Below are 20,135 nucleotides of genomic sequence, written 5' to 3' on the forward strand. Positions count from 1 at the left end.
TGCGCCGGCTTTTTTATGCCACAAAAACCGGTACACTCAAGCGATAAGGTGAAAAAACTCAATACTATTCAGGCCGTGGATACTATGCAGACCGTGGTTGAACCCAACACTGAGGCCAAGCAAGCGTATATTCGCGCTCGCCAGTACTTTCGCTCCGGGAACCTGCGTGCCGCGCAGGATGCCGCTGAAGAAGTGGTCCGCCATTCTCCCGCGTTTGCCAGTGGCCGCCGCCTGTATGCAGACATATTAATCGGCCTTAATCAATTTGCGGCTGCGCGCGGCCAGCTGGATAGTGCGCTGCAGGCATTTGCGGATCAGGTTGATCGCCGTCGCCCGATCCTGCTGCATAAAGCCATCAGCTTTGTGCGGGAAGGCGACCTGGCGGGAGCACTCGCGGTGCTCACCACTAGCGACCTGGAGCCCGTAGAAGCCCTGGACGCAGCCCTGCTGTCCCAACTCGGCTATCTGTTGACCCTGTGTGAGTCCCACGATGCTGCGCTGCGGGTATTTGAGTGTGCGCTGGCCGGGCAGCCCGACGATCCACTGTTTTTGTTTAATTGTGCGGCGGCAAACCGTGCTATGGGTAACCTGGCGCGCGCGGAAGAACTCTACGATCGCGTCCTGTCATTGAACCCGCAAGACTGGGAGGCGTATAAGAACCGCTCCGACCTCCGTAAGCAAAATCTGCAGCGCAACCATGTTGCGGAATTGCAACAACAGCTTGCCCTGTGCGATTTGCCAGATGTGGCCAGAGTGCAATTGCAGTTTGCCCTTGCCAAAGAATTTGAGGATCTGGGTCAGCATGCGGAGAGCTTCACGGCACTGCAGCGAGGCTGTGAGGTAAGAAGAAAATCGATTGATTATGCGGTCACTGATGACCTGTCGATTATGTCGGACATCGCCGCGCGCTTTACCCCGGATTTTTTGGCGGGCGCTGATGTACCGTCAGATTTCGGCAAAGAAATTATTTTTGTTCTTGGCATGCCGCGTACCGGGTCCACGTTGCTCGACCGCGTACTATGTGCATCCGGAGAAGTGGTTTCGGCTGGTGAGCCGGATACCTTTGCGCGCTTATTGCTGCAAGAGGCCGCCAATGTGCAGGGTGCCGACGGCGACAGTGCGCGCAATATAATTTTGCAGGCGGGGGAAAGTCTTGATATGCATTTCCTGGGCCGTGCATATGTGCAGCAGCTGCGCGCGCGTGCGCAGCTCGCGGGCGGCCGCCGGATTATCGACAAGAACCCGATGAATTTTCTCTATCTGGGCTGGATTGCCCGCGCGCTGCCCGGTGCCAAGATTATTCATCTGTGTCGCAACCCTATGGATACCTGCTATGCGGTGTACAAGACGCTGTTCAAGACGGCGTATCCGTTTTCCTACAGTCAGTCGGAGATGGCGCAGTACTACGGCGGCTATCATCAGCTGATGCAGCACTGGCGGGATACCCTGCCAGAGCGGATTATCGATGTGCATTACGAAAGCCTGGTGAGCGACCTGCCGAGTGCCGGGCAGGCGCTGTATCGTCGCTGTGATCTGCCTTGGGATGACGCTGTTGCGACCCGCTACTACAAGGCGGGCAAAGGCACTGCGACGGCGAGTGCGGCGCAGGTGCATCAGCCGGTCTATCAGACGTCCCTCAACAAATGGCGTAACTACGCGGCGCAGTTACAACCAATGCGAGATATCCTTGTGCAGGCGGACATTGCTGTAGATAAATGACGGACATAAAAAATGGCAGCCGAGGCTGCCATTTTTCAATCGGATATTTACTTCAGGGCACCGATCAGTTCGGTGCCTTTCTCTTTTTGGGCAATACACAGTGAGATCCGCTCTTCCGTCTGCGCCAGGGCGCGCTGGAAGCCGGGAATGAGCTGTTTGTTGTCGGCAAATAACAGCTGAACTTCCTGCAGTGACTGCGGATCGCAGAAGCTCGCCGAAAAACGCGGGGTGTTGCGTCGCCATTGCCCGGGGATCTTTTCTACCACCGCCGGAAAGTTTTCCTGCAGCCACTGCCAGTTGCGGGTTTGCAGCTCGGAACTGGCCATGGAATTCAGTATCAGGCCGAAGCTTTCGCGCGGGCCCAGCTCGTCGCTCAGGGCGAGCGCGTGGATGGTGTCCAGTTGTGATGGGTCGGTCACCCGGCCGATGGCATTGGCACTGGCATTTTCGAACAGTGGATCATCCAGTTCTTTGCGCACGCTAATCAGGTGGTCGAGGAAGTCCTTGCCCGAATCCTGTACCGCGACCGTCAGGGCACTTTCATACAGGTCTGAGTCCAATGCCTTGGAATCCCGCGGCACACCAAAGCCGGTGAACTGTTCGGCGCTTTCCCGCAGCTGTGCGCGGGCCTGTTTGTCGTTTGCCTCCAGCGCCAGGAAACCGAGCAGGCGGCTGTGCAACAGCTTGCTTTCCGGATCGTCGTTGCCCGCCAGTTCCTGTACTTTCTTGCCGTACAGTTTCATCAGGAATGCATGCCAGTTACCGGCGTTTTCACGATCCACATAATGATCGCTGTATTTACTGAGGTATACCAGCGGAGCTTCCACCACCTGGCGTACATCGGAGGTGGCAGACAGACGCACAGTTTCCAGCAGTGCTGCCGGTTGCAGCTGGCCTGCCTCGAATGCGGCAAAAGCGCTATCGACCAGAGCCAGGCGCTCGGTGGTATTGAGGGCGTCAAAGGCTGCGAGCAGGGCTTGCCATTGGGGCTCATCCATATTGAAGCGGTAGTAGCCACTGCCATTGGCATTCGGCATAACCCACTTGGGGCAGACGCCGCCGGAGAGCGCCAGCGTCTGTTTACTCTCGGTGAGGAACTCGCACTGTGCGACGCCAGTACTGCCGCGCATACAGAACGGAATGCTCCACTGCACACCGGTATCGGCGATGGGCGAGCCGAGCGGCTTGTAGCGCTCCTGGGTGATATGTACCTGGGCGTTGCCTTCGGTATTGCAGTCGACGGTGAGTGAGAGCAGCGGCACGCCTTTCTGTTCGACAAAAGTACGGAAGGTTTCGGTCAGTTGCGGGCTGCCGGTTTCATCGCCGATGACTCTGTAAAAGTCCGGTGAGTCGGCAACCCCATCGGCAAATTTCTCTACATAGCGTCCCAGTGCCGGGCGGAACGTATCCGCACCGAAGTACTCGTCCACCATGTGGATAACGCCGAGGCTCTTCAAATACGTAATCGCATCGTAGGCGTTGCGGATATTGTTGTTATCGGTAATCGGTTCGCGGATGGCGCGGGTGCTGGCGAGTGAATCCAGTTGCATGGCGCTGATCGCGCGTGCCGCGGCGTTCAGGTCGTGGCCACCGTCCGGTTCCATAATCGTCAGCGCCAGTGGCGTACCCCAGGTAGCGAAGCCCTCTTTCAGCCACAGGTCGTCCCACCAGGGTGGAGTAACCAGGTTGCCGAACCACATGTGGGCAATTTCATGGGCGTGAATTCCCAACAGAGCCAGGCGTTGTCCCGGTGCCGGCTCGTCGCCCTCGACCAGAATGCGCTGTTCCCGGTAGGTAATTGCCGCGGAAAGCTCGGTGGCGCCACTCGGCCACTGTGGTGCGGCGATGATGTCGAGTTTGCGGAACGGATACGGGCGGCGGATCTGCTCTTCAAATACGCGCAGCATTTGCGGCGTAATATCCAGCACGTATTGCAGGTCCTTGCCGCGCCCTTTGCGCGCGAAACCGCGCAGCGGCAGCGGTTCTTTGCGGTATTGGTTGGCGGGGATAGCCGGGCGCTCCACCACGTCAAACGGACCTACCGCCAGTGAGAGCAGGTAGGTAGGCATGGGCGGTGACTGGGCGAAGGTGATTTTTTGCATGCCATCGCCGGCATCGCTGCGCCCCGTTTCCGGTTCATTGCTGATGGCGACATAACCCTCGGGGATGGTCAGGCTGATGTCATAGGTCGCCTTGAGCCCGGGTTCGTCAAAGCCGGGCAGGAAGCGGCGCGCCTGGATGGACTCCGATTTTGCCAGGGCGTAAGCATCGCCTTTTTCTTCCACCTTGAACAGGCCCGCGAGGTTTTTGTCGAAGGGGGCGCTGTATTGGATACGCAGGGTGATCTTGCCGGCGGGGACTTCTCTACTGAAGTCGACACGCACGACTCCGCTATCGAGAACCTGTTGGTACTGTGCCGGCACCACTTTCCTGCTTTCCGCGTTGGGTAGTGCGATGTCCTCTTCGGCGTGAACGATGGCGCCTATATCGGCAACGTCAATATTGTTGCCATGGATCCAGATATGGTCGGTGGGGTTATCCAGATCGATGTCGATTTCCACCTGGCCATGGAACGTGTCCTGGCGCGGATCGAGCGTGAGGTCCAGGCGGTAGGCACTCGGGCGCACGTCGTCCGGAAGCCTGCCCGCAGGCGCTTGCTCGCGTGGATTTGTGCTGGCCTGGGGCTGGCTGATGGACTCTTCTGATGCCTCGGGCGCAGCGCCTTGTTCACTCTTGGCTGCAGGCTCCATTGATGGAGTGTCTTCGGTGTTCTTTTTGTCGGATCCGCATGCAGTAAGCAGGATCAGCCCGGCCAACAGGGCGGGTAAGGCAAATTTTTGCATTGGAAATCTTTGCGTGTTTTTTGGATTGGAAAATAGAGGAAAGGTTTTCCCTATTGTAGTGGGCTCTATTGTAGCGGGTCGCGCGCTTTGCTTTACAGGGGCGATGCACTGATTTTGGTGCCAGTCAAACAAGGAGTTCTAGTAAGCTAACCTGCACTTACGGTTTTGTGTAAATTTTAACCGCTTCCATTTGCGTAATGACGGGTAGGGAATTGCCTGTAATGACTACCGCACCCTACGATACGACATGGTAATTTCATAACGTGGATCCATAGCCTATCTGCTAGATTTTAGGGTTTCTAGATATTCGTCAAATTGAGGACCAATATTTTTAGTTGTAAAAGTAATTCTCAATGAATTTGGTGAACCTACAATTTGATTTATTGACCTGTATGTTCCCAGAGCCTTAATCCTAACCCATCTGATATTCACCGAGCCTGAGTTATTTACTGATTCCGTGCCGTCGGAAAGTTCATATTTTTTTATTTTTCCTGAATTTTTTCTGTTTGATGCTCTTTTATTGTGTCGCCCAAACGCTTTCTTTATCCCTAATTTTAAATTGCCATCTACTTGGGTGAAATCATGGATTGCGAAGTATCGTGTCTCACCTTTTACATCATATGTGCCACTTAGGTCTAGTGGGAAAAGATTATAAGTGGAGACTAGTTCCTCTACTTGGTCGGTAGAAAATAGGTATGGAAACTCTATATAGAAACTTCGATTATTATTTGGGCTTTTCGAAATTTCTGTCTGTAGCTCGTCCATATTTTTAGGGTTTATGAGTTCTCCTGACAGAACTTTAAATGGGACGGTTATAAGCAAAAACAAGAGCACTATCCTGGTGCGCATGTGAATGTTCTCCATAACTCGTGATTGTTCAATAACTGAGATTTCGTTTTTGGAGTGGGAATCAAGGAATAATTTTTCCCTATTGTAGCAGGCCCTATTGTAGCGGGTCGCGCGCTTTGCTCTACAGGGGAGGGGTACTGATTTTGGTGTCAGCTAGCGGGAGGGCGTTGTGACCTAAATAGCATTCAGGTACCAGATATTGGGTTAAAAAATATCTCTGAAAACCAATACCCGGCACCTGACCTTTATATAGGACTTCTGAATTTTTCCATTTTCGGCATTACAGGTGCGGAATCGTCAGCATTGACTGCTGGCTGCGGCGATACGGCACCGTGATTTCGTACCAGGTATCCGCAGGCTTTTGATAAATCAGCCCCTGGGTGTCGATGGCCAGGGTAACCACATGCCCCGGGGGAACATCGTAGGAGGTAGTGAACAGGTCCAGGGAGATCTTCTGGCTCTGACCGACCGCCGCGTTGCGCACGGTGATCGGCGCATGGGTAATCAGGCGGCCGAGGCCGAGTGGGCCGGTATCGTAGAGGTGGACGTGCAGCTGCACCTCCGGCTTGCTCGGTTTTATCCACATTTCAAGTTTCGGGGTGCCGCGGATCTTGAAGGTGCTCCAGTGCACCGGTGAGTTGTATTCGATGGCGTGGTAACCGTTGATCCCTGTCATGTCGGTGTAGACCGGAATACCAAAGCCTTCCAGCGCATCGGAAACCACCGGAATGCCGGTGCCCGCCTTGGTGTCGGCGCCGCCGTGGAAGTCGTTGCTCCAGCCCCAGCCGGAGTAGCTGCTGGTTTTCATACTGGCGTTGTTGAAGTAACTGAGACGCGGGTGCAGGTAGTAGCGGGTGGATTTGTCAGTTACCGGAAAGTCGTCGAACTGCTCCAGCTTGTTGCTGATGCGCACGGTCATGTCGACCTTGGGCTCGTTGTCGATGCCGTTGGCTTCCTCTTTCAGATAGCGGTCGAACCAACGGAAGGTGGTGGCCCAGATATGCCCGTCGTTACCGCCAAGGGTCTCGGTCACCGCGTGGGTGCCGGGGTTCAACAGCAGTTTTTTGGGGCCGTCGAGCAGGGTATACAGCTGGGTCATGCTGTTGGGTTTGAACAGGTAATCGGCGAAGTTGTTCGACATCAGTACCGCGGTGCCATTGCTGTTGAGCCCCGGGACATAGGAGAGGGCGGAGCGCGGTGCGGCGAAGGCTTCGACGCCGGCAATGTCTTCGGTGGCGCGCAGGTTGGCCCAGATGGTGTCCACTTGCGGGTCCAGATTGAGCGCGGTGGTGGTGAGGATGGTGCCCCACACCAGGTTTACGGTGTTGTTCGGGTACAGGCCCTCGATCACATCCGACCAGCCCGACAGCGCGGCAACCGCGGTTACCCGCGGGTCCTGGGCGGCGGTGACCAGAGAAATACCGGCGCCGTAGGAAATACCGGCCATGCCAAGCTTGCCCACCGGGTAATTGGCCTGCAGCCAGTCGATCAGCACGCTGGCGTCGTTGATGGAGTTATCCCCAGCCACGTCGACCAGCCCCCCGGAGACACCAAAGCCGCGGGTGGAATAGCTCATCACCAGATAGCCATTTTCGGCGAGCGCCTTGGCCTGCGAGAGGTACTGGTTCTTATCCAGCATCCAGCTGTTGGTGAATAGCACCGTGGGGTAGCCGCCGGCCGGCGCCGGCGTTTCCGGAATATAGAGGTTGGCATCCAGTTCGGTGCCGTCGAAGGTGGTGATATCGACGTCCGGAATAAAGGTAGGAGCGGCCTGGCTGGTTGCGGTAAATCCGGCGCACAGGGCACCGGCCAGCAGCGCCGGCAGGGCAAATGTCTTCATGGCTTTCTCTCGGTATTTATTATCGTTTTACTGCTTCATCGCTCCGTCCCTGGTGCGGGACCGGGGCGGATCCAAGAAGTCTATGGAGCCCGCAGAAAATGTGGAGAGGGCAAGTTTTGTGACTGTGAACCAATCATCAGTCAGTGGCGCACGGCTAAACCCAGAACTTTTCGGTCATTTTGTGACTGGTTGGTTTATTTCGTTCGTGACCGCCCTTATGCCAAAGATGAATTATGGGTTCTCGTTTAAGATTGTTCTTTTTTTAACCAGTGAAAACGGTTATTGTGGCTTTTCACGCAGCGCTGTTCAAAAAACGGACAGCTGCACCATTGGCGAAACACCCGGATGGTCAGAATATGTTTTCACGAATGCTCGCGTATTTAGTTGTTTTTTCCGGCGCTTGGCTGTCGACCAGTGATGTCATGGCAGAAAGTCTCGCGGAAGACACTTGGTACGAAATTGACAGCGCTAACTTTCACATCGTGACCAACGGCGAGCCCAGCTCTGTGCGTCGCCTGGCCGAGGATTTGGAACGTTATCGCGCGGTGGCTTTGAGCCTGCTGGGTGCCAAAGATGATGGTGCCAAGCTGACCATTTATGCTGCCGCTGACCGCGAGAGCTATGCCGGTCTGGTAGGTGATGACCTTTCCGAGCTGACCAATGGTCTGTTTGATACCACCGCAGAGGGCAGCTACGCGCTGGTGAACCTCGACGGTCGTACCGGTGAGCGTCAGTTGGAAGCGCGTGAATTCCTGTTCCACGAGTACACCCACTTCCTGAGCTATAACGGCACCACGACCCACTATCCGTACTGGTACAGTGAAGGTTTCGCCGAGTTCATGTCCACCATGACCTTTGGCCCGGGCAACACCTACGATATCGGTGCCATCCCCGGTGAGCGAGCCATGACCCTGCTGTACACCAGCCCGGTACCGCTGCAGGAACTGTTGCGCGCGACCGTGCACAACACGCCGGATGAGGAAAAGGGCCGTGTGTACGCCAGTGGTTGGATGCTGGCCCACTGGATCATCATGAAGAGTGGCAAGGCCGAGGAATTCAAGCAGTTCGTTAAGGACTACAACAACGGTGCCGACCCGGTACGTGCGCTGAGCAAAAACCTGGGTATGTCCATCGCCGAGATCGAAGAAGCGTACAACGCACAATTCCTGGAAGGCCGCTTCCAGTTGGCCCGCGGCAAGGTGCCGGCGAGCTTCAAGTCCGAGCGTCCCAAGTTGCGCGCAATGAGCGGTCAGGAGACGGTTGTTGAGCTGGCGCGCTTCCTGGTGAAGTCTGGCTACAACCAGCAGGGTATCCGCGATCTGGCGGCCTACGCACAGAGCGCCGATGTTTATTCTCCGGAATTGACCGCGGTGCGCGCAGATGCGGCAACCCGTGAAGGTGACTTTGACCGCGCAGCGCGTTTGCTGGCGCAGGTTGCCCCTTCCGACCGGGATGAGTTCTGGTACCAGAAAGCCCAGGCCTGGTTGTGGCTGAACCGCGAGATCGGCAGCGTGGGGAACGAACGCAGCAAGGAAAACCTGAAAGGTGCCCGCGACAAGTTCGTAAAGCTGGTTAACAACCAGTCTGGCCAGGCGATGAACTGGTACGGTCTGGCGATCACCATGCAGATGCTGGGTTACCCGAAAAAGCAGTATGTGGAAATGCTTGAGCAGGCTTACCTGCGTGCCCCGCGCGAACTGCATATCGCCCAGTGGATGGCTCAGGAGCTGTACGATCGCAAAGACGCGGCGTACTTCACCCAGGTTGCGCAGCCGCTGATGCTGGAGCTTACCAATGAGCACGAATACAACCAGATGAAGATGATGCTGGCCGAGATGAAGCCGAAAGCGGGCCGCTCGACCGCCCATGCCAGTGCGCAGGGCCATAGTCATCACCACCATCAAAACCATAACCACGGCAATACATCGGCGAAAAACAAAAATGCGATGGCCGCAGGCGGCAGCAACAAGGCTAGCCCCTGATCCGATAACGACATCTTTCGACTTCTTTACTGGGTATCCGATAGAAGCGGCAAGCATTAGCCGCTACTATCGGACCCAGTTTTTGGTTTCAGAGGCCTGCCATTTACTGGTGGGAAGATAATAATAAATCCTGAATCGGCTGGAGGGAGTCTTGAGCCTTCTGATATCGATTGTGTGCCCGATGTACAACGAAAGTGCGGGCCTTGATCACTACTTCAAAGAAATTACCCGGCACATGGATCAGCTGGAACATCCCTATGAGCTGATTTGCGTCAATGACGGCAGCACCGACGACACGCTGGAAGCGCTGTATGCGAAACAGCAGGAAGTTAAGGCGCTGCGGGTGGTCAACCTGACCCGCAATTTCGGCAAGGAGCGCGCCCTTTCCGCAGGTTTGAGCGTCGCTGCTGGCGATGTGGTGATTCCAATTGATGCCGACCTGCAGGACCCGCCGGAACTGATTCCAAAAATGCTCGCGCAGTACCAGCAGGGTTTTGATGTGGTGCTCGCGCGCCGTACTTCGCGTAAATCCGATTCGCTGGCCAAGCGCTGGACCGCCGGCATGTTCTACCGCCTGCTGAAGCGTCTATCCAAGGTACAGATACCGGAAAACGTCGGTGATTACCGCCTGATGTCACGCCGGGTGGTGACCGTGCTCAACAACCTGCCGGAATCCCAACGCTTTATGAAGGGTTTGTTTGCCTGGTGCGGGTTCCCCACCACTTATGTGGATTACGAGCGCCTGGAGCGGGTTGCCGGGGAGAGCAGTTTCAGTGGTTGGAGGCTGTGGAATTTGGCGTGGGAGGGGATTACCAGTTTCAGTACCGTGCCGCTGCGGGTGTGGACCTACATTGGCGGTTTGGTCTCATCCGTATCCTTTCTCTACGGGGCCTGGATTATCCTGCGCACACTGGTGTTTGGTGTGGACACCCCGGGTTACGCATCCACCATTGTGGTGGTGTTGTTTCTCGGCGGCATCCAGCTGGTAGGTATCGGTGTGGTGGGCGAGTACGTGGGGCGCATTTATATGGAATCCAAACGGCGCCCGGTGTATGTCATTGAAAGTGTTAAATAGCGCATTGCGCAGCGCTAGCCCTCATACAGCTCGAGCGGCAGCCCGTCGGGATCACTGAAAAAGGTGAAGTGCCTGCCGGTGTACTCGTCCACGCGCACCGGTTCCACTTCCACGCCGCGGGCCTCCAGCTGCGCCTTGGTAGCCTCCACCGAATCCACACAAAACGCCAGGTGACGTAATCCCTGCGCCTCCGGATAACTGGGCCGCTGCGGTGCATCCGGAAAAGAAAACAGCTCCACCTGGCCGCCATCCGGCAATTGCAAATCCAGCTTCCAAGAATCCCGTACCGCGCGGTAATTCTCCGCGCGGATTTCAAGCCCGAGTATATTTACGTAAAAATCTTTCGCGCGCGGGTAATCGGAGCAAATAATCGCGGCGTGATGAATGGACTTCAGCATAGTTCTTCAGTTTTCGTCCTCGCTTTCGGTGCGGTAAATCTGCATGCCGCGCGCCTGATAGTTGGCCAGCGCACCCTCGTGGTCGAGGGTGCAGGTGTGCACCCACACGCGTTTGCAGGGACCCCAGCTCCACGCTTCCTCCAGTGCCCGGCTCAGCAGGTGCCCGCCAAAGCCGCGGCCGATAAAGCGCTGGGCCAGGCCGAAATAGGCGATCTGTACCCTATCGTCCGCCTGTTTCTCCAGCTCGAAGTAGCCGGCAATGGTGCCGCGGTAGTAGGCCGCCCAGGTGCGCAGCGCGTCACGCTCTGCGTAGTCCTGCCATTGCGCGTCCGATTGCTTGAGTTTATCCGTCCACTCCCAGGGTTCTCCCACCAGCTGGTAGAGGTAGCGGTTAAAGCGGAATTCCTTTTCTTCCGCCTCCACAATTGAAAGCCCGTCCGGGCATGGCTTGCTATTCAGTTGGCCCGGGTCGGTCATTTCCAGGTAGTAGGTGGTTACGCTCACGGTTTGCTCCGAAGTTTGATCGCGCGTTGGCGGTCGCAGTATTACTGATTGCGCACATAGGTTGGCGTTTCGTAGGGGCGGTAGTCGATCTCTTCAAATACCCAGGCGTGTGGCGCGTGTGCCTTGCGTTCGGCGATGGTCTTGCCGAATACCTCGATGTGAATCTCCTCCATCAATTGGGCCAGCTCGGTCTTGCTGTTCAGGCCAAAAAAGATGCCGGCCTGCATAAAGCCTTCCAGGCGGTGGCGCTCGACGACGGGAATCTGCATGCCGAGTTTCGAATTGGTAAACAACTGGCGCAAGCGGCGCGCGACTTCCTCGATGAATTTTTCCTGTTGCATCTCAGGTTTTCCTCCAGCTGGCGGTAAATGCAAGGGGTGGGTTATGTGGGATTTCGGCGAGGTCGCCACAACAGTTGCCCACGTCTTCGGCAATCTCTTCAAAGGTTTCCAGCACCAGATTGCTGGCGATAGCTGCGGTGAAGATATCCCCCAGGGTATGCTGGAAATTGTAATGGGGTTCGGATGCGTACTTTTCGCCGGTGAAATAATCCAGACCGTCGTCGCTCACTTGTGCCTCGCGGTCGAAATAGGAGTAGGCGATATGTGACGGCGTGCCCTCGGCGTACATATTCAGTACCGGGTGTATTTCTTCCATCAGCAGGCGGCCACCGGGTTTTAGTAGCCTGCTGCAGGTTTGGATAAAACCCTGTAGGTCGGGCATCCAGTTCAGTACGCCGATGGTGATGACAGCGAAGTCGAAACGCCCATAGTGGTGCTGCGGAATCTCGTACACGTTGTGGGTTTCGAATGCCACATCCGAGAAGTCGCCGCTCTTAACAAGGCTATTCGCCTGCTCGATGAACTTACTGGAGCCGTCGATGCCCAGGCAATAACCCGCCCCCTTGTTTTTGATCGACAGCAGGTCTTTGCCGTTATTGCAGCACACCTGCACCACCGAAGCGCCGGTAAGTTCCTGTGCATCCACCAGGCGGTTGAAATCCGCTTCCAGTGCGTTGAAACCTGGTTCGGCAACGCGCTCGGCCAGATCTGGGTTGCGCTGGTGGTGAATAGCGGCTGCCTCATTCCAGGACTTCAGGGTTTGTTCGGTATATTTTTTTGTGGTGTTTTCGGACTTATCTTTGATATCGGAAGCCATGGTTACATCCCGAGTTATTTCTGCATTTTCGCGTTTTTAGGCATGTTATTTTTCTGAGTTTATCCCTGTGCTGGCTCGTTAAGCTTCGCTCGCCGGCATCTGTAGCGATTCGATAAACAGCTGCACCGCAGGTTGCTCCAGTGCACTGCTTTTGCAGGTAATGGCATTCTGGATCTGGTAGCAAAAGCGCTCCGGGCGCAGCGCACTCAGGGATCCATTTCTAACATATTCATCCGCCAAGTAGGCGGGTAAAAAGCCGATAAATTTTCCGGACAGAATCATCGCCAAACGCGCGGCCATATGGTTGGCGATGCTTTTGTGCGGAAACAGTCGATACAAATGCGCGGCGCCAGACAGAACAGCATGGTCCGGGGCGGCGAGTTCCTGTTGGGTGATCAGTTCTTCATCGATATCCAGAGCCGCCTGCTCGGCGCAGGGGTGGTTGGCGGCGCAATACAGTAATGACTGATGGCTGAACAGCGGCTGGTAGCTCAGGCCGGGACGGCGCGAGTGCAGCGGGTTGATGCCGACATCGGCACGCCCGGCGAGAATTTCCAGCTCCAGCGCGTGGGGCGCGGCCAGCTGGATATCCAGCTGCAGTTGCGGGGCGCGTGCGCGCAGTTGCGCAATGGTGCCCGGCAGGTCCAGCTGCGGCATGGAGAGGACGTCGTCCGGTAGTACCAGCCTCAGTTTGCCGGTCAGTTGCGACTGGATGGCATTGACCTGGCTTTTGAAGGTGGCCAGGTGACCATCAAGCTCCAGAATTGCCTGGTACAGGGATTCCCCCTCCGGGGTGAGTTTGAAGTCGGCGCGACCGCGAGAGCGCAGGCACAACTGCATACCCAACCGGGTCTCGAGATCTGACAGGTGCACACTGATGGTGGAGCGGCTGACATTGAGGGTCACCTCGGCGGGTGCCAGGCCGCCGGCCTGTACGACCTCACGGAATACCCGCAGCAGGCGCAGATCCATGTCACTAAGTCGGCCGGAGAGTGCTGTTTTTGCGGATTTTTGGCTGCTTTTCATGAATTTTGGCCTCAATTTGCCCGGCTGAGGTGCTTGCAGGCACCGTATATCTGACACAGCCTAATCTAAAGTTAGAAAAACATAAATTTTAGTTTTAAAACTCTTACTTTTCGCCACCAGACTTCCCCGCCACTATTGCTCCAATACTGATAAATAAAGGGATCAGGGAGTATTCGATGAACTTGAACAATAGCCAGTTACTGCGGACCAAGAATTATATCGATGGTCAGTGGTGCGAGGGGGACACTAAGTTGGCGGTCACTGACCCGGCCAACGGCGTGCTGCTGGCGGAAATCGCCAATGGCAGCGTTGCCGATGCCGAGCGTGCGGTCGCCGCGGCGCACCGCGTGTTCCCTGAATGGCGCAGCAAAACCGCAGCTGAGCGCGCGGCGGTACTGAAGCGCTGGTATCAGCTGATTGTGGAAAATCGTGAAGACCTGGCGCGCATGCTGACCCTGGAGCAGGGCAAGCCGCTGGCAGAGGCCCTGGGTGAGATCGACTACGGCGCCTCCTACATCGAGTGGTACGCGGAAGAGTGTCGCCGAGCGTACGGCCAGACGATCCCGACCCACAACCCGGCTATGCGCCTGCACACTATCCGCCAGCCGGTGGGTGTGGTGACCTGTATTACGCCGTGGAACTTCCCCAACGCGATGATTACCCGCAAGGCGGCCCCGGCGCTGGCGGCGGGCTGTACCGTGGTCATCAAGCCGGCGAGCGAGACGCCGCTGTCGGCCCTGGCGCTGTGTGCGCTGGCCGAGGAAGCCGGTATTCCGGCGGGCGCCCTGAATGTGGTGGCGAGTAAAGATTCCCGCGGCGTCGGCAAGGTGCTGACCCAGGATGCACGCGTGGCCAAGTTCACGTTTACCGGTTCGACGCCGGTGGGCAAGTTGCTGATGGAGCAGTGCGCGAGCACGGTGAAGAAGATGTCCATGGAGCTCGGCGGCAATGCTCCGTTTATCGTGTTCGACGATGCGGATATCGATGTGGCGGTGACTGCGTGCATGGCCACCAAGATGCGCAATGCGGGCCAGACCTGTGTGTCGACTAACCGCATTTATGTGCACGAGTCGGTACACGATGAGTTTGTTGCGAAGCTGCAGGCGCAGATGGAAACCTTACAGCCGGGGCATGGCCTGGAAGAGGGTACTAATTTCGGTCCGCTGATTTACCGCCGTGCGGTGGATCAGGTACATGGTCTCGTGGAGGAGGCGGTCGCCAATGGTGCGCGCCTGTTGCTGGGCGGTGATTTCCTGCCGCACGGTGAAAATTACTATGCGCCGACTTTGCTGGTGGATGTACACGATGAGATGCGCGTTGCGCGGGAAGAGATTTTTGGGCCGCTGGCGGTGGTGCAGAAGTTCCGTGATGAAGACGATGTGATTCGTCGTGCAAACGATACACCTTACGGTCTGGCAGCGTATGTGATGAGTGAAAATATCCACCGCGCGAACCGTGTGGTGGAGGCGCTGGAGTATGGCATGGTGGCCTGCAACGCAGGTGTGTTCTCCACTACGGTGGCGCCGTTCGGTGGATGCAAAGAATCCGGTATCGGTCGCGAAGGCGGCGTTGAAGGCATGGCCGAATTCTATGAAACCAAATATTGCTGTTACGGAGCCTGAGTGGCTCGGCAGTAAATAGATTTTGTGGCGGCAAAGCGCCGGGTATCTGTTTTCAGAACCGCTGTGAACCCATCCCTGGGCGCTGCGGCGCAAACATCCTGTTTGCGACGCTTCTGAAAACAGATACCCGGCCCTTTGCCTTCGCATTGAAGTTATTTGTTACCTTTTTATTGCGCTAGAAAACGCACAAAATTTTATCGGAGAACATCATGTCCGAATCGAATAACGGTTTAAACACAGACGCATTTTGGATGCCGTTTACCCCCAACCGCAGCTACAAGGCAGCGCCGCGTATTGTCGAGCGCGCGGAAGGCATTTACCTGTTTGAGAAATCTGGCCGCAAAATTATCGATGCGACCGCGGGCCTCTGGTGTTCCAACGCCGGCCACTGTCGCAGCGAAATTGCGCAGGCGATTCAGCAGCAGGCGATGAAGCTGGATTACAGCTCCATTTTCAACTTTGGCCACGAGCTGGGCTTTGAATACTCCGAACGTTTGATCAAGCACACGCCGGAAGGCCTTAACCGGGTGTTCTTTGGTAACTCCGGTTCTGAGGCGGTGGAGTCTGCGCTGAAGATTGCATTGCAGTACCAGCGCGCTCGCGGCAAGGGCTCGCGCACGATGTTTATCGGCCGTGAGAAGGGTTATCACGGGGTGAACTTCGGTGGTATTTCTGTGGGCGGTATCGCGCCGAACTACCAGAGCTTTGGCCAGCCGGTGAAGGCGAACCATATGCGTCACACGCTGGATATCGAGCGCAATGCGTTCAGCAAAGGCCTGCCGGAGCACGGTGTGGAGCTGGCGGAAGATCTGGAGCGGCTGGTGGCGTTCCACGGTGCGGATCAGATTGCGGCGGTGATTGTAGAGCCGTTCTCTGGTGCCGGTGGTGTGGTGCTGCCACCGAAGGGTTACCTGCAGCGCCTGCGTGAAATCTGTGACAAGCACGATCTGCTGCTGATCTTTGATGAAGTAATTTCCGGTTGGGGTCGTACCGGTTCGCCGTTCGCTTCGCAGGAGTTTGGTGTCACCCCGGACATGATTACTTCCGCCAAGGGTATTACCAATGCGGCGGTACCACTGGGTGCGGTGTTTGTCAGTGACAAGATTTATAGCACCGTGATGGATGCGGCAGCCGAAGGCATGGTGGAATTCTTCCACGGCTATACCTACTCCGCCCACCCGGTAGCCTGTGCTGCCGGTATGGCGACGCTGGATATTTACGAGCGCGAAGGTCTGCTGACCCGCGCTGCTGGCGATATAGGCAAGCACTGGGAAAATGCCCTGCACAGCCTAGCGGACTTGGATAACGTGATCGACGTGCGTAACTATGGTTTGGTCGGCGCGATTGAGTTGCGTGCGCCGGAGCATTTAAAAGGTAAGTTTGGTGCCAAGGCTTCTGCGTTGGCCTGGGAAGCGGGTGTGATGGCGCGCGGTATTGGTGACGCGCTGTGCATGTCGCCGCCGCTGATTATCGAGGCCCATGAAATTGATGAGATCGTCGGCAAGCTGCGTGAGGTCATCATCACCCTGGCCTGATTTCTTACCGGCTTATCGCGCTCGTTTAGGTAGTCATCGCTACCGGGAGGGCGCGGCGAGAAGGCGTGAACCTCCGGGTTCGCGCCTTTTTTGTGTCCGCTCTTTTCAGGCCGTCATTTCCTATGTGCCATTTTGTGCCGTCTCGAGCTGCATAAAATTTCTTTCGATTTCCTGTCAACCTTTGTCCCCGCTCCCCGTTTTATACAGGCGACCTGGTCAGTTACCTGATTTTCCATGCGCAGCATCCGAGTTGTTTCTCGGGGCTGCTAGCAAAACAAATAACGAGGAACCAAGGATGTGGACAATACCTAATTCAATGCGCCTGTACCGGCAGGTTAAACCGCACCCGGCGCGCTGGCTCAGTGCGGTGTTATTGAGCGCTCTGCTGGCCGGCTGCGGTGGCGGCAGCGATACCACCGAAGTCATTGCGGACCCGGTTAACCCGATCCCGCCGAGCGGTAGCAGTTGCGAAACCTCCGATAGCGGCAGTAACTCAGACTCTTGTGGCACGGTGTTGATCGGTATCACCGATGCCGACGGCGACTTCTTGCAGTACCAGGTGGAAGTGGTGTCACTGTCATTGGAGCGGGCAAACGGCGCGCGTGTGGATGTATTGCCTACCAGCAACATCGTGGACTTCGCCCAGTATGTGGATGTTACCGAGCTGGTCACCGCGGCAACGGTACCCGTGGGTACCTATGTGCGCGGGGAAATCACGCTCAATTACACGGACGCAAACATTTACATCGAAAAGGATGGCGAAGCCCATGCCGCCACGGTGGTGGATGAATCCGGCGAGGCAGTAGGAGAGGTTACCCTGGCGCTCACCATCGATAACCGCAACCAGCTGGTAATCGCGCCGGGTGTACCGGCCATGCTGACCGCCGACTTTGACCTCGCGGCATCACATACGGTGAATCTGGAAGGAGCGGCACCTGTCGCCGAGCTGTATCCCGTGCTGGTTGCAGAGGTGAATGCAGACGCGCAAAAGGACTTCCGCATGCGCGGCCCGCTGATCGAGGTGGACGAGAGCGAAGGCGATTACCGTATTGCGCTGCGCCCGTTCCAGCACAAGCAGGGGCGCCTGGGTGGAATTGATATCATCACCGACAGTGAAACGTCCTGGGAAATCGACGGTGAGACCTATGTCGGTGCTACCGGCTTGGCCGCGCTGGCGGAATTCGAAGCCGGCACCGTGACGCTGGCGATGGGTGTCTTCAACCGCGAGTCACGAGAATTTACCGCACACTCGGTACTGGTGGGCTCCAGTGTGCCCGGTGCCGACCTGGACGCTTTGCACGGACATGTGATTGCGCGCGCTGGCGACCGCCTGACCTTGCGCGGTGCGAACCTGGTACGTGTGGACGGCGAGGTCCAGTTCAACCAGACGGTGGAGGTGCAGCTCGGCGAATTGACCAAGGTGAGCAAGCCCCGTTACCAGCATGAGATGCTGGGCCTGCAGGATATATCCGTTGGCCAGCGTATTCGCGTGCTGGGTAGTTGGGATGCCGAGAGCGAAGTATTCGACGCGCGGGAAGGTCTTGCCCACCTGTTGCTGACACGCCTGTCGGCAACTGCCGCTGCGCAGAGCGACAGCACTCTGGAAGCAGCGGCGCTGACCTTCGGTGGTCGCGAAGTTGCCATGTTTGATTTTGCCGGCACCGGTGTAACGGCGGAACAGGATGCGGACCCCGCGGCATACGAGGTGAATATTGCCGGTCTGGGGTTGGGCGCGTTTGGCATGGATGCTCCGCTGCAGCTGCGCGGCTATGTGGCCCCCTTTGGTAGTGCGCCCGCGGACTTCAACGCCCTCTCGCTCACCGACTTCAGCGATGCCCGCGCGCGCCTGCTGGTGGGTTGGGCACATGGAGATGAAGGAGCAGCAGAAGCGGGAGAGTTAGGAGGGGCAGGAGTGGAGAGTGCGATTGCGAGTCTGTCAGCGACCGGGCTGACCCTGTCCGCTGACGGCGCCTTTGGTGCCAAACACCACATCCTGCGCGGTTCGCACCGCACCGACCTGCTGGCGCTGGACGGGCTGCCTGCCATTGAGCCTGCGGATTCAATGTTCTTCGGGCGCGGCATTTACACCATCGCCCAGCGCGGCAGTGACGCCGGCGACCTGGTGTTCTTCTCCGACTTTGCCAGCTTTGCCAGCGAACTCGATAGTCGGTTAATGGCCGGTGCCATGGTCAGGCGGCTGCATGCCCGCGGCCACTACGATGACGCCGAGAACCGCTTCGGTGCCGTGGCTCTGAGTGTGGTGCTGCGCGCAGCAGAGCCGGTGCAGTAGTGGAGGCACTCTTTTTTGAACCACCCTTTGGGGGTTGCCTCAGGCGAAACTACACTGAATAAGTAGTCGGCCGAACGGCAGAAAGCGCGAAGCTGAAAAGTTTGAGCGCCCTGCCGCCACCGCCGGTCTCTTGCAGAGCGGCGCCTCCGGCTACTATGCGCGCGCGGCCTCTCGTTGTCTTGCCTTTTACGGCGGCGGGAGACCGTGCGTTGCTGTGTGTGGATGGCATGGTCAAGGCCATGCAAAGCGCGAGGTAGTTGTGTGAAGTTGCTTCCCCCACCAGTAAATCGGCTGCGCTCCTGTGCGGTAATTTGTGCCATGGCGTGCGCGGCCAGCCTGTCCTCCGGGGCGGGCGCGCAAACCACCCTGCCGCCGCCCGATACGACGAGCGGCGAATCCTCAGAAGACTACCGGCGCGACCCCAATCGCCAACGACAACTCTCCTCCGACGCCGTCCAGCTTACCTTGAGTGGCAATATCTATTACTACCAGGGCGGTTACTTCTATCGCCGTGAAGACGATGGCTTCCTGCGGGTGGAACCGCCGCTGGGGGCCGAGCTCAAGTTTGTGCCCTACGGTAGTCGCGGCTTCGAGATCGAAGGGCGCCAGTTTTTCTTGAGTGGCACCGGTACCTTTTATCGCTTCGACCCCCGTCGTGACCGCTATGTGGTAACCCAGCCGCCGTATGCCTGGCGGCGCTATTACAACGGTGACTTTGCCGGCAAGTACGAAGAGCGCCTGTACGGCTATCCCGATAAGGACCTCGGTACCCTGCGCGATCGCTCGGGTATTCCCCAGGCCTATCCGCCGGATGCGCTGGACCCGGACGGTGTCGATGACGAGGGCATGACCCTGTTTGAGGCAGAGGGTTACCGTGACCCGCGCCGTCGCGAGCCGCGCCCTTACGCCAACATTCGCCCCCCCTATGACGCCAGCGGCGAACGCTACGACAATCGGGTCATCGCTGAGTCCCGGTGTCGCCAGGATGCCTCTGCTGCTGCACAGCGTGGTAGTACCCTGGATCGCCAGCGCATGCGAATTTATCAGCGGGTCTATCGCAACTGTATCCAGCGTTACGACCGGCGCCGCTGAGCAGGGCGCTGACGCAAGAATTCCCCCGGCAGTGCTCATCTACACTGAAACAGATGCACCCTGCTCACGGGATGCGTGCATTAGCTAATGGCTGAGCAGTAGCCGAGGTCGGTACAGGGACGGGTGTTTGGGAAGTGTGGTACAGGGATGGTTTCGGCATGTTAGCCAGTAACGCCCGCCCAAAGGGCTTCCCGATGCTGCG

General features: G+C 57.2%; 16 protein-coding genes. 8 read left to right on the top strand and 8 right to left on the bottom strand.

From position 1 onward, the window contains the following. Positions 1-48: 48 nt before the first annotated feature. Positions 49-1,719 carry a tetratricopeptide repeat-containing sulfotransferase family protein gene (locus AS89_RS18270; RefSeq protein WP_158217370.1) on the top strand — a complete coding sequence of 557 codons (1,671 nt, stop codon included), beginning with the start codon at positions 49-51 and terminating at the stop codon, positions 1,717-1,719. Between the two features lie 47 nt (positions 1,720-1,766). Here the strand turns inward: AS89_RS18270 and AS89_RS0113980 are convergent, their stop codons facing one another. The 3 genes from AS89_RS0113980 to AS89_RS0113985 all read right to left on the bottom strand — a co-directional run bounded on the left by AS89_RS0113980 (position 1,767) and on the right by AS89_RS0113985 (position 7,251). Next, the gene (locus AS89_RS0113980; RefSeq protein WP_010133326.1) at positions 1,767-4,562 is read right to left on the bottom strand and encodes a M1 family metallopeptidase; all 2,796 of its coding nucleotides are present in this window, start codon (positions 4,560-4,562) and stop codon (positions 1,767-1,769) included. Positions 4,563-4,838: 276 nt separating this feature from the next. Beyond that, entirely contained in the window at positions 4,839-5,411 is a 573-nt protein-coding gene (locus tag AS89_RS18710) for a hypothetical protein (RefSeq protein ID WP_138976411.1), read from the bottom strand. A gap of 280 nt (positions 5,412-5,691) precedes the next feature. Further along, on the bottom strand, positions 5,692-7,251 hold the full coding sequence (locus AS89_RS0113985) for an alpha/beta fold hydrolase (protein WP_010133327.1): 1,560 nt from the start codon (positions 7,249-7,251) through the stop codon (positions 5,692-5,694). 82 nt (positions 7,252-7,333) lie between these two features. On the opposite strand from AS89_RS0113985, the gene AS89_RS18835 reads away from it, so the two are divergent. The 3 genes from AS89_RS18835 to AS89_RS0113995 all read left to right on the top strand — a co-directional run bounded on the left by AS89_RS18835 (position 7,334) and on the right by AS89_RS0113995 (position 10,308). After that, a complete protein-coding gene (locus AS89_RS18835; RefSeq protein ID WP_162096926.1) occupies positions 7,334-7,669 on the top strand; it encodes a hypothetical protein in 336 nt (111 codons plus the stop codon). A 4-nt stretch (positions 7,670-7,673) separates the two neighbouring features. Next, positions 7,674-9,233 (top strand): hypothetical protein, encoded by a 1,560-nt coding sequence (locus AS89_RS0113990; protein WP_193374575.1) that lies wholly within the window; start codon positions 7,674-7,676, stop codon positions 9,231-9,233. A 151-nt stretch (positions 9,234-9,384) separates the two neighbouring features. After that, positions 9,385-10,308, top strand: coding sequence for a glycosyltransferase family 2 protein (locus AS89_RS0113995; protein ID WP_029250048.1), 924 nt, complete (start codon positions 9,385-9,387; stop codon positions 10,306-10,308). Positions 10,309-10,322: 14 nt separating this feature from the next. On the opposite strand, the gene gloA2 is transcribed toward AS89_RS0113995, so the two are convergent. From gloA2 to AS89_RS0114020, 5 genes are all read right to left on the bottom strand, one after another. After that, entirely contained in the window at positions 10,323-10,706 is a 384-nt protein-coding gene (gloA2, locus tag AS89_RS0114000; RefSeq protein WP_010133330.1) for an SMU1112c/YaeR family gloxylase I-like metalloprotein, read from the bottom strand. A gap of 6 nt (positions 10,707-10,712) precedes the next feature. Continuing rightward, positions 10,713-11,210, bottom strand: coding sequence for a GNAT family N-acetyltransferase (locus AS89_RS0114005; RefSeq protein WP_010133331.1), 498 nt, complete (start codon positions 11,208-11,210; stop codon positions 10,713-10,715). A gap of 41 nt (positions 11,211-11,251) precedes the next feature. Further along, on the bottom strand, positions 11,252-11,551 hold the full coding sequence (locus AS89_RS17690) for a hypothetical protein (protein ID WP_010133333.1): 300 nt from the start codon (positions 11,549-11,551) through the stop codon (positions 11,252-11,254). A gap of 1 nt (position 11,552) precedes the next feature. Continuing rightward, positions 11,553-12,368, bottom strand: coding sequence for a class I SAM-dependent methyltransferase (locus AS89_RS0114015; protein WP_010133334.1), 816 nt, complete (start codon positions 12,366-12,368; stop codon positions 11,553-11,555). Between the two features lie 78 nt (positions 12,369-12,446). After that, on the bottom strand, positions 12,447-13,394 hold the full coding sequence (locus AS89_RS0114020; protein WP_010133335.1) for a LysR family transcriptional regulator: 948 nt from the start codon (positions 13,392-13,394) through the stop codon (positions 12,447-12,449). Between the two features lie 176 nt (positions 13,395-13,570). On the opposite strand from AS89_RS0114020, the gene AS89_RS0114025 reads away from it, so the two are divergent. The 4 genes from AS89_RS0114025 (at position 13,571) to AS89_RS0114040 (ending at position 19,933) form a co-directional block, all read left to right on the top strand. Continuing rightward, a complete protein-coding gene (locus tag AS89_RS0114025) occupies positions 13,571-15,016 on the top strand; it encodes an NAD-dependent succinate-semialdehyde dehydrogenase (protein ID WP_010133336.1) in 1,446 nt (481 codons plus the stop codon). Positions 15,017-15,225: 209 nt separating this feature from the next. Beyond that, positions 15,226-16,551, top strand: coding sequence for an aspartate aminotransferase family protein (locus tag AS89_RS0114030; RefSeq protein WP_010133337.1), 1,326 nt, complete (start codon positions 15,226-15,228; stop codon positions 16,549-16,551). 295 nt (positions 16,552-16,846) lie between these two features. Next, positions 16,847-18,841, top strand: coding sequence for a DUF4382 domain-containing protein (locus AS89_RS17695; protein ID WP_138976412.1), 1,995 nt, complete (start codon positions 16,847-16,849; stop codon positions 18,839-18,841). Between the two features lie 261 nt (positions 18,842-19,102). Beyond that, a complete protein-coding gene (locus AS89_RS0114040; protein ID WP_138976413.1) occupies positions 19,103-19,933 on the top strand; it encodes a DUF6515 family protein in 831 nt (276 codons plus the stop codon). Positions 19,934-20,135: the final 202 nt, after the last annotated feature.

The sequence above is a fragment of the Microbulbifer agarilyticus S89 genome, assembly GCF_000220505.1.
GTDB classification, from domain to species: domain Bacteria; phylum Pseudomonadota; class Gammaproteobacteria; order Pseudomonadales; family Cellvibrionaceae; genus Microbulbifer; species Microbulbifer agarilyticus_B.

Bases quoted from the DNA above. Each gene is read 5' to 3' on its own strand.
- AS89_RS0113980 (WP_010133326.1), bottom strand. From the start codon at position 4,562: ATGCAAAAATTTGCCTTACCCGCCCTGTTGGCCGGGCTGATCCTGCTT.
- AS89_RS18710 (WP_138976411.1), bottom strand. From the start codon at position 5,411: ATGCGCACCAGGATAGTGCTCTTGTTTTTGCTTATAACCGTCCCATTT.
- AS89_RS0113985 (WP_010133327.1), bottom strand. From the start codon at position 7,251: ATGAAGACATTTGCCCTGCCGGCGCTGCTGGCCGGTGCCCTGTGCGCC.
- AS89_RS18835 (WP_162096926.1), top strand. From the start codon at position 7,334: ATGGAGCCCGCAGAAAATGTGGAGAGGGCAAGTTTTGTGACTGTGAAC.
- AS89_RS0113990 (WP_193374575.1), top strand. From the start codon at position 7,674: ATGGCAGAAAGTCTCGCGGAAGACACTTGGTACGAAATTGACAGCGCT.
- gloA2 (WP_010133330.1), bottom strand. From the start codon at position 10,706: ATGCTGAAGTCCATTCATCACGCCGCGATTATTTGCTCCGATTACCCG.
- AS89_RS17690 (WP_010133333.1), bottom strand. From the start codon at position 11,551: ATGCAACAGGAAAAATTCATCGAGGAAGTCGCGCGCCGCTTGCGCCAG.
- AS89_RS0114015 (WP_010133334.1), bottom strand. From the start codon at position 12,368: ATGGCTTCCGATATCAAAGATAAGTCCGAAAACACCACAAAAAAATAT.
- AS89_RS0114020 (WP_010133335.1), bottom strand. From the start codon at position 13,394: ATGAAAAGCAGCCAAAAATCCGCAAAAACAGCACTCTCCGGCCGACTT.
- AS89_RS0114025 (WP_010133336.1), top strand. From the start codon at position 13,571: ATGAACTTGAACAATAGCCAGTTACTGCGGACCAAGAATTATATCGAT.
- AS89_RS0114030 (WP_010133337.1), top strand. From the start codon at position 15,226: ATGTCCGAATCGAATAACGGTTTAAACACAGACGCATTTTGGATGCCG.
- AS89_RS17695 (WP_138976412.1), top strand. From the start codon at position 16,847: ATGTGGACAATACCTAATTCAATGCGCCTGTACCGGCAGGTTAAACCG.